This window comes from Rhodococcus sp. K11/5 (assembly GCF_055193735.1).
In genome coordinates, this window is record NZ_CM143721.1 from 3,949,758 (window position 1) to 3,962,430 (window position 12,673).

The following is a 12,673-nucleotide window of genomic DNA, read 5'->3' on the forward strand; positions in this document are numbered from 1 at the left end:
ACGGACCCGACGGCACCCTCACTCCGACCGGCTGCGCCCGGGTATGATTCGTGTTCGGTCCGACGGGGTATCGATACCCGGCCCGGGTGGGTGATCGAGGACGACAGGGCAGGGGCGATGGAAAATTTTCTGTACGTCGCTGCCGTGATCCTGGTCCTGAACGTACTGGTCGGGATGTTTCGGGTGGCCCGAGGGCCCTCCGTTCGTGACCGCGTGACCGGTCTGGCGCTGCTGTCCACCACCGGTGCCGCGGTGCTGATCGTGGTGGCCGGAGCCATGAACGAGGCCTCGTTGCGTACCACCGCCACCGTGCTCGTCGCTCTCGCCCTGGTGATCGTGGTGGTCCTGGTCAGCCGTGATTCGGTGGACGAGTAGATGATCGCCGACGCCGTCACCGTGGTCCTCGTCTCCCTCGGCCTGATCTGCTTCACGGTGGGAACGATCGGTCTGATTCGCTTGCCCGACACACCCACTCGGCTCCACGCCCTCACCAAAGCCGACAACCTGGGGCTCGGCCTCATCGCGATCGGGATGGCCGTGTACGCGGGATCCGCCGGTGTCGCCGCTCAACTGATCCTCATCTGGGTCCTGGCGCTGGGCGCGGCGGCCACGGTGGCGACGCTGCTGGCGAGTCGAGGTCCGCGATGACCGCCGCGATCGTTCTCGACGTCCTTCTCGGACTCGGAGTGGCCGGCACCGCCCTCGTCGCGCTCTTCCACCCCGACCGCGTCTCATCGGTCACCGTGTTCCTCGGTTTCGGCGTCCTGCTCGCCGTGGTGTGGGCCCGACTGGGCGCGCCGGACGTCGCGCTGGCCGAGGCGTCCCTGGCCGCCGGCGTCACCGGCGCGCTCATGATGGCCGCGGTCGGCGGATCCACGACCCCGTCGCCGGCCGGGCATGCACGACGACGCACGCTCGCCGGGATCGGCGAGGCGGCCCTGGCCGTGGGGATCGGCGTGGCCCTGACCGCGGTCCTGGTGCCCGCGGCGCGCGCCACGCAGGGCAGACCCACGCTCGCGACCGAGGCGACCGCCGCCCTCGACGACAGCGTCGTCGAGCACCCGGTCACCGCCGTGCTTCTCGATTTCCGCAGCTACGACACCCTCCTCGAGATCGTGGTGCTCACCGTCGCGGCCGTCGTCGCCCTCATGCACCTTCCCGACGCGTCCCTGTCCCGCAGCCTCGTTCCCGTCGATCGCCGTCCGCAACTGGTCGTGGCGGTGCGCGTTCTCGCGCCGGTGCTGCTCATCCTCGCCGCGTGGCTCCTGTTCGCCGGATCGTCGCGTCCGGGCGGGGCGTTCCAGGCCGGCGCGGCGCTGACCGGACTCGCGTTGCTGGCCGTCTTCGCCGGCGTCGCGCCCGTTCCCTCGGGCCTCGTCCTGCGCATCACCGCGGTGTTCGGGGCGACGGTCTTCATCGGCCTGGCCGTGGTGACCGCGTTCTCCGGGGTGTGGCTCGGCCTCGAACCCGGGTGGGGCGGCGCCGTGGTCGTGGCGCTCGAGGTCGCGCTGATGGTGTCGATCGGGGTGTGCCTGGCGATGCTGCTGCTCACCGGGGAACGCGTCGGGCGTCGTTCGGAGTCGACGCGATGACCCGCATCGAGTGGTTCGGCGCTCTGGGCTGCGCACTCTTCGCCCTCGGTTCCCTGCGCCTGTTCCTCGTCGCCGACCCGGTACGACGCATCGTCGCGCTGAACGTCGCGGGCGCCGGCGTGTTCCTGGTGATGATCGCGCTCGCCGGCCGAACCGACCCACCGGATCCGGTGCTGCACGCCCTCGTGCTCACCGGCATCGTCATCGCCGTCTCGGTCACGGGGTTGGCTCTGGTGCTGGTGCGTCGCATCGAACGCGGCCCCGAAGACGACGCTGCCGAGACCGAACCCGGACCCGAACCGGACGAGGCCGCGTCGTGACCCACCTCGTTCCGGCCGTCGTGTTCGTTCCGCTCCTCGGCGCGCTGCTCGCCGTCGTCGTTCCCCGCATCGGGGCCGCGGTGACCGCCGTCTGTTCGGTCGCCGGTCTCGCCCTCGCCGTCACGCTGGCGTCGACCGTGGCGGCCGACGGCCCGATCCTCTTCTCGCTGTCGGGGTGGGCGGAACCCGTGGGTATCGGACTGCGCGTCGACGGTATGTCGACCACGTTCCTGCTCATGACCGCGGTGGTCGGCGCCCTGGTCTCGGTCTACGCATCGGGATCGGCGAAGGCCCGGGGCACCGAGTTCTACTGGCCGCTCTGGCTGTTCGTCTGGGCCGGGTGCAACGCGGTCTACATCGCCGGCGACCTGTTCAACACCTACGTCGCACTCGAACTCCTCACCGTCGCGGCCGTCGGCGCCGTGGCCCTCGGCGGCGCGTCGGCGTATCCCGCCGCCCTGCGCTACCTCGTCGTGGCCGTCGCCGGATCACTGTGGTTCCTGTTCGCGGTCGCGCTTCTCTACGCCGAGACCGGGACCCTGTCCCTCGCGGGCGTCGTCGACGTCGCCGAACCCGGCCCGACGCTCACCGCGGTGGCCGTCATCGCGACCGTCGGCCTGGCCATGAAGACGGCCCTGGTCCCGATGCACGCCTGGCTTCCACCCGCCCACGCCGGTGCCCCGTCCGCGGTCAGCCCGCTGATGTCCGCCCTCGTGGTGAAGGCGTCACTGTTCGTGCTGTTCCGGTTGTGGACCTCACTGCCCACCGACGACCGCACGCTGGCCCTGTCGCAGGCCGTCGGCGGGCTCGGCGCGATCGCGGTGCTGTGGGGATCGGTGGTGGCGTTCCGTCAGGTGCGACTCAAGCGAGTGATCGCGTACTCGACCGTCGCGCAGGTGGGGTACTTCCTGCTCCTCGTTCCGCTCGTGGCACCGGCGCTGGTCCCGGGCGCGGAGGAGCGCGCTCGCGAACTCGGCGAGATGGCGATCCAGGGAACGGTCGCGTTCGTCGTGGCCCACGCTCTGGCGAAGGCCGCGATGTTCACCGCCGCCGGCTGCCTGCTCGAGGCGTACGGCACGGACGAACTCTCGTCGCTGCGCGGCGCGGTCATCGGGCATCCGGCGTCGGTGTTCGCCTTCGGACTCGCCGGGATCTCGCTCGCCGGGTTGCCCCCCGCGCTGGCGTTCGCCGGCAAGTGGCAGTTGCTGACCGCGTCCATCGAATCCGGGCAGTGGTGGTGGCTGATCGTGCTGCTCGGCGGCGGTCTGCTCACCGCGGCGTACACCGTCCGGGTGCTCACCGTCCTCATGTCCACCGCCGACGAGGACGCCCCCGAGCCCGTGGGCGTCCCGACCCGCATGGGGTACGCGTCGGTGTCCGCGGCCGTGGCCGCCGTCGTGCTCGGTCTCGCGGCGTCGGGCCTGATCGCCGCGTCGTCGACGGGTGTTCTGGTTCTGTCGGGAGGTGCCGGATGACCGGATCGATCCTGCCCCTCCTCGTCCTGTCCACCTCGTTGATCCCGGCGCTGATCATCTTCTTCCTGAAGGACGGCAAGGCTAAGACTCGCACGACGCTGAACGTCGGCGGCGCCGTCCTCAAGGTCGCCCTGGTGGCCGCGCTGATTCCGGCCGCTGCGTCCGGGAACCGGTTCGAGTTCCGCACCGAGTTCGTGCCGGGCATCGACCTGGTGCTGCGCCTGGATCCGTTCGCGCTGTACTTCCTGGCGCTCTCGGCCGGGTTGTGGCTGCTCACCACGGTCTACGCCATCGGCTACTTCGCGAAGAAGCCCGGGCAGAGCCGATTCTTCGGCTTCTTCAGCCTGTGTGTGGTGGCCACCTCGGGTATCGCGCTGTCGGGCAACCCCATCACCTTTCTCGTCTTCTACGAGCTGCTCACACTGGTGACGTACCCGCTGGTGGTGCACGAACGCACCGCCGCCGCCATGCGCGGCGCCCGCACCTACCTCCTGCACACGCTGATCGGCGGTGTCTCGCTGCTCGCGGGCATCGTGTGGCTCACCGTCGAGATCGGGTCCGTGGACTTCGACGATCGCGGCAGCACCGCCATGACCGAGTTCGCCGCGGACGAGCCCGTCACGGCGATCCTGATCTTCGTACTGATTCTCGCCGGTCTGGGCGTCAAGGCCGCGCTCTTCCCGCTGCACGGATGGCTGCCGCGCGCGATGGTGGCCCCGGCCCCGGTCAGCGCCCTGCTGCACGCGGTCGCGGTGGTCAAGGCGGGCGTCTTCGGCGTCGTATTGTTCGTCGACTACGTCTACGGCGTGGACGTCGCGAACGATCTCGGGGTCCTCACGCCACTGGCCGTCGTCGCGTCGGTGACCATCGTCTACGGCTCCGTGCAGGCACTGCGGCAGGACGGGATCAAGGCCCGCCTGGCGTATTCGACGGTCAGCCAGGTCGCCTACGTGACCCTGGGCATCTCGATGCTCTCCGTCCTCGGCACCACCGGCGGCATCGCGCACATCGTCAACCAGGGCGTCATGAAGATCACGATGTTCTTCTGCGCCGGTCTGTTCGCGTCCGTCCTCGGCATCACCAAGGTGAGCGAACTGGACGGGGTGGGTCGCCGGATGCCCATCACCTCCGCGGCGTTCACCGTCGCGGGGCTGGGAATGATCGGCATCCCGCCGATGGCCGGATTCCTGTCCAAGTGGTACCTCGCGTCGGGCGCGGTCGACTCCGGTCAGCAGTGGATCCTCGTCGTCCTCGTGGCCTCGAGCCTGCTCAACGCGGCGTACTTCCTGCCGATCGTCTACCGGTTGTGGTGGAAGTCCCCGGCCGAGGACTTCACCCCCGCCCGCGGCACGCTCGAGGCGTCGCCGCTGATGATTCTTCCGGTCGCGGCCACCGCGACCGTGACGGTCCTGGTCGGCGTCGTCGCCGGGTGGATCTACTCCCCGCTGTCGTTCTCGCGGCTCATCACGGAAGGGATCTACGGCCTGTGACCGCTCTGAAGACGCTGCTGTGGATCGCCGCCGTGGGCGTGCCCATGCTCACCGTGCTCTCGCTCGCCGTCGCGGGGTGGGGCGGCACGCGCGCGGGCGTGCGATATCGACGCCGGGTGGTGCGATGGTCGTTCCTCGCCACCGTTCCCGCCGGGATCCTCGCCGTCGCCGGACCGGCCGCGGGCGTCGTCGACGCACCGTGGCTGATGCTCGGAACCCGCCTCGAGGTCGACGGGCTCGGTCGGCCCCTGCTGCTCATGACCGTGCTGCTGTACGGCGGAGCGCTGCTGGCCGTCCACTTCGGCAACTCCCGGCAGCCGCACCTGCTCACCGGCTTTCTCCTCGCGAGTTTCCTGGGGAACGCGGGCGTGTTCGTCGCCGCCGACACCCCGACCTTCTACCTCTCGTTCGCGCTGATGAGCATCGCGGCGTTCGGTGCCGTGGTGCACACCCGCACCGACGTCGCCCGCCGCGCCGGACGCGTCTACCTGGCCCTGACCATGGTCTCCGAGCTGACCGTGCTCTGCGCGCTGATCATGATCGTCGACGCGGGCGGACTGTTGATCGCCGATGCGCCCGCGGCCGTCGCCGCATCCGAGAACCGCACCGCCATCGTCGCGCTGCTGCTGGTGGGGTTCGGCATCAAGGCGGGCACCGTGCCGCTGCACGTGTGGTTGCCCCTCGCGCACCCCGCGGCGCCGCCGCCCGCGAGCGCGGTGCTGTCCGGCGCGATGGTCAAGGCGGGCATCTTCGGCTGGATCCGATTCCTGCCGCTCGGCGACGTGGCGTTGCCGGGCTGGGGAATCACGCTCACCGTCCTCGCCCTGATCGGTGCGTTCGCCGCCCTACCGTTGGGCATCCTGCACAAGGACCCCAAGGTGCCGCTCGCGTACAGCACCATCAGCCAGATGGGGTTCCTCGCGGTGCTGATCGGCATCGCGTTGGCCTCCCCGGAGGTCGCCGAGGTCTGCATCCTCGCCGCCGTCGTCTACTCCGTGCACCACGGCATCGCGAAGGGCGGGCTGTTCCTGGGCGTGACCGTGTGGCAGAAGCACGGCCGCGGACGTGCGAAGTGGCTGGTGGTGACGGTGCTCGCCGTGTTGGCCCTCGCCGTGGCGGGCGCTCCCCTGGGATCGGGATCGATCGCGAAGTACGCCGCGAAGGAAGCCGTGTCCCCCGTGACGTTCGCCGGAATCACGCTCACCGACCTGCTGCCGTGGGTGGGCACCGTGTCCACCCTGCTGCTCGCTCGCACCGGATACGTCCTGCTCACCGGTCGGCGCGGCCCGGTGCGCCGGGTCGACGCGTCGGTGATCAGCTGGGCCCTGCTCGCGCCGTTGGGCATCGTGCTCACCTGGGTGGTCGCGCAGTACTGGGCCCCGACGGTCTCCGTCCCCGACCTCGACCTGGTCACGCTCTGGGACGCCACCTGGCCCATCCTCATCGGTGTCGGAATCGCCGGTCTGGCGGTCGTGCTGTCGCGCCGTGAGATTCTTCCGCCGCGCCTCGCGCACCCCGACGGAACCGTCGTTCCCGCGGGTGACCTGGTGGTTCCGGAAGAACGCGTCGCCGTCTCCGCGCTTCGTGCGTTCCGTCGCGCCGGGGGCCGACGCTACGACGGCTGGGTGGAACCGACCCTGTATCGACTCCGACCGCGGCGCAGTGCGGCCGCCGTCGACCGCACCGAGGAAACCCTGGCCGGATGGAGTCCGTCCGGCGCCGTCATCATCGGCGTCACCCTGATCCTCGCGCTGGTCGTGGTGCTGACATGAGACGCATCCTCACCCGACTCGTGGCCTTCTCCGTCCTGTGGTGGGCCCTCACCCAGGGCGACGGGCTCTGGTACTACGGCGTTCCCGTGGTTCTGGCCGTGACCGCGCTGACCGTCGTACTCGATGCGCCGGGCGCATCACGTCGCCGGCCCGCTCCGGCCCGCATCCGAGCCGCCGTCGGCGTGTTGTGGTGGTTCCTGAAGCACTCGGTGACGGGAACCGTCGACGTCGCCCGACGCGTCCTTCGCCGTACGCTCGACATCGATCCCGTCGACGATCACCTGGACCTGACGCTGCGGTCGCCGTCGGGGCGGGTGTTGTTGGCGACGCTCGGCAGTCTCACCCCCGGATCGTTGTCCGTCGCGCTGACGGACGACCGGTTGGATCTGCACCTGCTGCATCGCGAGATGACGTCGACGGAAGAGCTGCGGGTGCTCGAGCGGTACCTGGTGGTTCTGCTCGACCCGCCGCACCCCCCGCCGTCCGAATCCGGGCCCCCGTCCGAACCCGGGCCGCCGTCCGAATCCGAGTCAGGGGCACCCTGACCTCCCGAGACGGACCCGACGGCACCCTCACTCCATCCGGAACCACCCCACCCAGGAGCCGCTCATGAGTTCGCCCACCCAACACGGGCTCACCCCCCGACCGCTCGAGCCGGTGCAGGGGTACCTCCCCATCTCCGATCACGGCATCATCGGCGACGGTCAGAGCTGCGCCCTCGTCGCCCGCGACGGTTCCATCGGGTGGATGTGCCTGCCGCGCTTCGACAGTCCGCCGCTGTTCGCAGCGTTGCTCGACACCGACCGCGGCGGAGCGTTCACCGTCGCCCCCGACGGGCTCGTCGGCGGCGAGCAGCGGTATCAGGACGACACCGCGGTGCTCGTCACCGCACTCGACGGTCCGGACGGCACCGTCGAGGTGACCGACGCGATGACGCTGCGGTCCGGTGCCGATCTCACCGAGCTCGCCTCGGCCAGTCGCGGGGAACTGCTCCGGGTCGCGCGAGTGACGCGCGGCCACGTCGACCTCACGGTGCGGCTCGCACCGAAAGCGGACACGGAGTTCGTCGCACACGCGGGCGGCTGGAACATCGTCACCTCGTCGCACACGGACCTGCCGCTCCGGGTGGTCTCCTCCCACACGTTGAGCGTCGGCGACGACGGGGCTCTCGGCGCCACGGTGTCCCTCCGGGCCGGCGAGATGCTCACCGTCGCGCTGCACTGGTCCGGGGACACGCGCTTCCGGCCGGGGCTGAACCCGAGCGGACTGATCGAGCAGACCGCCGAGGCGTGGCGGAGTTGGATGAGCCATGTCGCGTACGAGGGTCCGCAACGCGAGCTGGTCCGACGCTCCGCGTTGACGCTGAAGCTCCTGGATCACTCCACGACCGGCGGGATCATGGCCGCGGCGACATCGTCGCTCCCGGAACACATCGGCGGCGTGCGCAACTGGGACTACCGCTACACCTGGGTACGCGACGCCGCGTTCTCCACGTACGCGTTGCGTCGGATCGGGCTGACCACCGAGGCCGACGCGTTCCTCAGCTGGACCCTGGCGTGCGCCGAGCGCGACGGCAAGCCATCGATCATGTACGCCCTCGACGGCGGGCAACCACCCGAGGAGTGGGAGGACGACTCGCTCAGCGGTTGGCGAGACTCCGCTCCCGTCCGGTGGGGCAACGGCGCGGCCGGGCAGACCCAGCACGACGTCTACGGCGAACTCCTCGACGTCGCCTACCAGTGGGCCCGCGCGGGCGGCAGCATCGACGACCACCTGTGGGGCGTGCTCAGCGCGCTCACCGACCAGGCCATCGAGAACTGGACGATTCCCGACCACGGGATCTGGGAGATCCGCGACGCCGGCCGCACGTTCACCTACTCGGTGACGCTCTGCTTCGTCGCCGTCGATCGGGCCCTGAAGATCGCCGAGATCGCGGGGCGCGAATGCCCCACCGATCGGTGGAGTGCCGCTCGCGACGAGATGCGCGAGGCGGTGCTCGAGCAGGCCTTCGATCCCGACGCCGGGACGTTCACCGAACACCTCTCCCCCGACGGCACGAACCGCGGCGGGCTCGACGGTTCGCTCCTCGCGTTGTCGCTGCGCCGAATCGTGGACTTCGACGACCCCCGCATGGTGGGCACCGTCGAGGCGGTCCGCGAGCGACTCGACGCCGGGAACGGGTTGCTCTACCGATACCTGCACGACGAATCGTCGGACGGACTGCCCGGCCAGGAGGGTGCGTTCCTGCTGTGCTCGTTCTGGTTGGTGGACAACCTCACCGGACAGGGCCGCATCGACGAGGCCATGGAGCTGTACGACTCGCTGTGCGCGCGAGCCAACCACCTCGGGCTGCTGAGCGAGGAGATCGACCCCGATTCGGGCGCATTCCTCGGCAACTTCCCGCAGGCGTTCAGCCACATCGGCATCATCGCCAGCGGGTACCGGTTGGCGGAGGCGATCCGAGCGCGCCGAGGGTGACGGGATGCCCGGCGCGACCCGGGGACATCCTCGGTAGCGGCCCGCGTAAAATTCCGGCGATGTCGCCAGCCCGCCAGGGCACCGTTTTCAGCCCGTAAGGGCGCAGTTCCGAGCCCGCCAGGGCGCAGTTCCCAGCCCGTCAGCAGGAGGAGTGAAGTGACCGCACACGTCGAAGAATTGCAGTTCCAGGCCGAGACCCGGCAACTACTGGACCTGATGATCCATTCGGTCTACTCGAACAAGGATTCGTTTCTTCGAGAACTCGTATCGAACTCGTCCGATGCGTTGGACAAGCTTCGCATCGAGGCATATCGAGACAAGGATCTGGGCGTCGACACGTCCGATCTGCACATCGACATCGCGATCGACAAGGACGCCCGTACCCTCACGATCTCCGACAACGGCATCGGCATGTCCCGCGCCGAGGTCGTCGATCTGATCGGCACGCTCGCCAAGTCGGGCACCGCCGAGGTGCGCGCGAAGCTGAAGGAAGCCAAGGACGCGGCGGCCTCCGAGGAGCTGATCGGCCAGTTCGGCATCGGCTTCTACTCGACCTTCATGGTGGCCGAGAAGGTCACGCTGCTCACCCGACGCGCCGGCGAGACGACGGCGACCAAGTGGGAATCCAGCGGCGAGGGCACGTACACCATCGAGGAGGTCGAGGACGCGCCGCAGGGCAGCGCGGTCACGCTGCACCTCAAGCCCGCCGACGACGAGGACCACCTCTACGACTACACCTCCGAGTCCAAGATCCGTGAGCTCGTGAAGCGGTACTCGGACTTCATCGCGTGGCCCATCCGCATGCAGGTGGAGAAGACCACCGGCGAGGGCGACGACGCACAGGTCACCCTCGAGGACGAGACGATCAACTCCATGAAGGCGCTGTGGACGCGCTCTAAGGACGACGTGTCCGAGGAGGAGTACACCGAGTTCTACCGCCACGTGAGCCACGCGTGGGACGATCCGCTCGAGATCATCCCCATGAAGGCCGAGGGCACGTTCGAATACCAAGCGCTGCTGTTCATTCCGTCGCGTGCGCCGTTCGATCTCTTCATGCGCGAGGCGAAGGTCGGTATCCAGCTCTACGTCAAGCGCGTCTTCATCATGGACGACTGCGAGGAACTCGTTCCCGAGTACCTGCGCTTCGTCAAGGGTGTCGTGGACGCAGCGGACCTGTCGCTCAACGTCTCTCGCGAGATCCTGCAGCAGGACCGACAGATCCGCGCCATCCGGCGTCGCCTGACCAAGAAGGTGCTCTCCACCATCAAGGACATGCAGACGCAGGACACGGAGAAGTACACGACGTTCTGGTCCGAGTTCGGCCGCGCCATCAAGGAAGGCCTGCTCTCGGACTTCGACAACAAGGACACCATCCTCGGGCTGTCGTCGTTCGCGTCCACGCACAGCGAGGAGGAGTCGACCACGTTGGCCGACTACGTCTCTCGTATGAAGGATGGTCAGGACACCATCTACTACATGACGGGGGAGTCCCGTCAGCAGGTGGAGAGCTCGCCGCACATGGAGGCCTTCACCGCCAAGGGTCTCGAGGTGCTGCTGCTCACGGACCCCGTCGACGAGATGTGGACCGGCTCCGTGCCCGAGTTCGAGGGCAAGGCGTTCCAGTCCATCGCCAAGGGCGCCGTCGACCTCGACGGAGACGACGAGAAGGACTCCGAGGACAAGGACGCGAAGAAGGCGCAGTTCGCCGAGCTGACGTCGTGGATGGCCGAGACGCTGTCCGACGACGTCAAGGAGGTGCGCCTCTCCTCGCGCCTGACCACGTCACCGGCGTGCATCGTCGGCGACGACTTCTCCCTGAGCCCGACGCTGGAGAAGATGTACCGCGCCTCCGGCCAGCCGGTGCCCAAGACCAAGCGCATCCTCGAACTCAACCCCGACCATGCGCTGGTCACCGCCCTGGAGAAGGCGCACGCCGAGAAGAAGGACGACGCCTCGCTCGCCGAGACCGCGAAGCTGCTGTACGGCACGGCGTTGCTCGCCGAGGGTGGGGAGCTCGAGGATCCGGCCGGGTTCGCGAAGATGTTGGCGGACAGGTTGACTCGTACGCTCTGACCCTCCACCCGGAGTGAGGGTGCCGTTCGGTCCGTCCAGCGACGTCAGGGGCACCCTCACTCCGGATCGGCGCGAAGATATTCGTGCGCCCACCCGAGTCAGGGGCACCCTCGGTCCGTCTGCCGACATCAGGGTGCCCCTCACTCCGGGTCGGCGCGAAGCGCGCGCAACCACCTCACCGGTGCGCCCGCTCCGCCACCCGCAACCACGCCGCCCCGCCGTCCCGCCAGGCGCGGGTCACGAGTACGGCCGCCGTCACCTGCAACGCGACCGCGCTGCCCAGCACCACGAGCCCGACGCCCGGTGGCACCGACACCAGCACCCCGGTCAGCACCGCGAATCCGACGGCTGCTCCGACCAGATCGACCACGATCCGCACCGGACTCGGTGCGCCGAACCGAGTCGACGTGACCGCACCCCGAATCGCGATGGCCGCGAACAGCATCGGAACCGCCGTCCAGGCCGCGCCGCCGTTCTGCCACGCCACGACCAATGATGCGATCAGCCAGCACGGCGCCGTGACCACCACCCACACCACCACGCGCGCCCAGAGGTAGCGGCGCACACCGCTGGGTACATCGACGATCCACGAGGCGGTGTCCCCGTCCGCAAGCAGCCCGAACGTCAGCCCGAACATCGCGTACACCGCCAGTACCGGTATCGCCGGAGTCACGTCGAGGCCGAGCTGCGCCCCGCCGATCGACCACTCGTAGCGCCGACCGGCAGCCGCGACACCGACCAGGACGATCAGCACCCACCCCGCCGCGAAGTCCGTCCACCTCCGATTGCGCTGCAGATCCACCACCACCGCCCGGAGGTGCGGCAACCGCCACCACGTCGCATCCGACGCCCGATCGCGCTGCGCCGCGACCGAAACCGAACCCAGTGGGTCGAGGGCTCGCCGCATCGCGACCACACTCGATGCGCCCCACACCGCCGCCACCACCACCGAGGCCGCCACGGACCACAGCGGATCCCGTAGCGCGAGAACAGGAACCGCACCCACACCGGTCACGACGAGGGCGCCCCGCGCCACCCGCCACCCACCGGTTGCGGGTACCGTCGCCGCGACGTGTCCCAGCGGAGCTCCGAACACGAACACGGCCAGGACCACCAGGGCCGGCGCCCAGCCGGACACCACAGCCGCCGCGGCGTACACGCCGAGAACCGTGACCCGCACCGGGGTCACCCCGAGCCCGACGCGAGCGCGCACGAACGCCGTCCACGCCGCCCCGGTCGGCACCGGGAGGCCGCGTAGGTGCTCCGGCCGCATCGTGCCTGCCGGCGAGGGCACGGTCAGCGAGAACAGCAGCACCGCATGGGGAAACGAGACCAGAGCCACGCTCGCCCGCTCCACGACGACACCCGACGACGTCCCGACCCACCGTACGACAACCCCTGTCGCCACGGCGATCACGACGGCCGACACCACCCACGCCGACGACGATCGGCGACTGTGGGACACCGTGATTC

General features: G+C 69.4%; 11 protein-coding genes. 10 read left to right on the plus strand and 1 reads right to left on the minus strand.

Annotated elements, in window-relative coordinates; translation table 11 throughout:
* Positions 1 to 117 precede the first annotated feature (117 nt).
* The 10 genes from ACY466_RS18410 (at position 118) to htpG (ending at position 11,200) form a co-directional block, all read left to right on the plus strand.
* Positions 118 to 375, plus strand: a complete 258-nt coding sequence (locus ACY466_RS18410; protein ID WP_463247528.1) for a hypothetical protein — start codon at positions 118 to 120, stop codon at positions 373 to 375.
* On the plus strand, positions 376 to 648 hold the full coding sequence (locus ACY466_RS18415) for a cation:proton antiporter (protein WP_463247532.1): 273 nt from the start codon (positions 376 to 378) through the stop codon (positions 646 to 648).
* Positions 645 to 1,592 (plus strand): Na(+)/H(+) antiporter subunit B, encoded by a 948-nt coding sequence (locus tag ACY466_RS18420; protein ID WP_463247536.1) that lies wholly within the window; start codon positions 645 to 647, stop codon positions 1,590 to 1,592. Before ACY466_RS18415 ends, ACY466_RS18420 begins: the two co-directional genes overlap by 4 nt.
* The gene (locus tag ACY466_RS18425) at positions 1,589 to 1,912 is read left to right on the plus strand and encodes an NADH-quinone oxidoreductase subunit K (protein WP_463247538.1); all 324 of its coding nucleotides are present in this window, start codon (positions 1,589 to 1,591) and stop codon (positions 1,910 to 1,912) included. The genes ACY466_RS18420 and ACY466_RS18425 overlap by 4 nt, the downstream gene beginning before the upstream one ends.
* Complete coding sequence (locus ACY466_RS18430) at positions 1,909 to 3,387, plus strand: complex I subunit 5 family protein (RefSeq protein WP_463247541.1); 1,479 nt, start codon at positions 1,909 to 1,911, stop codon at positions 3,385 to 3,387. The genes ACY466_RS18425 and ACY466_RS18430 overlap by 4 nt, the downstream gene beginning before the upstream one ends.
* Positions 3,384 to 4,877: a proton-conducting transporter transmembrane domain-containing protein gene (locus tag ACY466_RS18435; protein ID WP_463247545.1), complete on the plus strand. Its 1,494-nt coding sequence runs from the start codon at positions 3,384 to 3,386 to the stop codon at positions 4,875 to 4,877. The genes ACY466_RS18430 and ACY466_RS18435 overlap by 4 nt, the downstream gene beginning before the upstream one ends.
* Positions 4,874 to 6,649 carry a proton-conducting transporter transmembrane domain-containing protein gene (locus ACY466_RS18440; protein WP_463247548.1) on the plus strand — a complete coding sequence of 592 codons (1,776 nt, stop codon included), beginning with the start codon at positions 4,874 to 4,876 and terminating at the stop codon, positions 6,647 to 6,649. Before ACY466_RS18435 ends, ACY466_RS18440 begins: the two co-directional genes overlap by 4 nt.
* Positions 6,646 to 7,194 (plus strand): Na+/H+ antiporter subunit E, encoded by a 549-nt coding sequence (locus tag ACY466_RS18445; protein ID WP_463247552.1) that lies wholly within the window; start codon positions 6,646 to 6,648, stop codon positions 7,192 to 7,194. The genes ACY466_RS18440 and ACY466_RS18445 overlap by 4 nt, the downstream gene beginning before the upstream one ends.
* Positions 7,195 to 7,258: 64 nt before the next feature.
* On the plus strand, positions 7,259 to 9,127 hold the full coding sequence (locus tag ACY466_RS18450) for a glycoside hydrolase family 15 protein (protein WP_463247555.1): 1,869 nt from the start codon (positions 7,259 to 7,261) through the stop codon (positions 9,125 to 9,127).
* Positions 9,128 to 9,283: 156 nt separating this feature from the next.
* The gene (htpG, locus tag ACY466_RS18455) at positions 9,284 to 11,200 is read left to right on the plus strand and encodes a molecular chaperone HtpG (protein WP_463247559.1); all 1,917 of its coding nucleotides are present in this window, start codon (positions 9,284 to 9,286) and stop codon (positions 11,198 to 11,200) included.
* 175 nt (positions 11,201 to 11,375) lie between these two features.
* Here htpG and ACY466_RS18460 read toward each other — a convergent pair whose 3' ends face one another.
* Complete coding sequence (locus ACY466_RS18460; RefSeq protein WP_463247563.1) at positions 11,376 to 12,665, minus strand: hypothetical protein; 1,290 nt, start codon at positions 12,663 to 12,665, stop codon at positions 11,376 to 11,378.
* Positions 12,666 to 12,673 lie beyond the last annotated feature (8 nt).

What these genes read in the sequence shown, in the direction of transcription:
- ACY466_RS18410 (WP_463247528.1), top strand. Translation starts at nt 118, where the DNA reads ATGGAAAATTTTCTGTACGTCGCTGCCGTGATCCTGGTCCTGAACGTA.
- ACY466_RS18415 (WP_463247532.1), top strand. Translation starts at nt 376, where the DNA reads ATGATCGCCGACGCCGTCACCGTGGTCCTCGTCTCCCTCGGCCTGATC.
- ACY466_RS18420 (WP_463247536.1), top strand. Translation starts at nt 645, where the DNA reads ATGACCGCCGCGATCGTTCTCGACGTCCTTCTCGGACTCGGAGTGGCC.
- ACY466_RS18425 (WP_463247538.1), top strand. Translation starts at nt 1,589, where the DNA reads ATGACCCGCATCGAGTGGTTCGGCGCTCTGGGCTGCGCACTCTTCGCC.
- ACY466_RS18435 (WP_463247545.1), top strand. Translation starts at nt 3,384, where the DNA reads ATGACCGGATCGATCCTGCCCCTCCTCGTCCTGTCCACCTCGTTGATC.
- ACY466_RS18445 (WP_463247552.1), top strand. Translation starts at nt 6,646, where the DNA reads ATGAGACGCATCCTCACCCGACTCGTGGCCTTCTCCGTCCTGTGGTGG.
- ACY466_RS18450 (WP_463247555.1), top strand. Translation starts at nt 7,259, where the DNA reads ATGAGTTCGCCCACCCAACACGGGCTCACCCCCCGACCGCTCGAGCCG.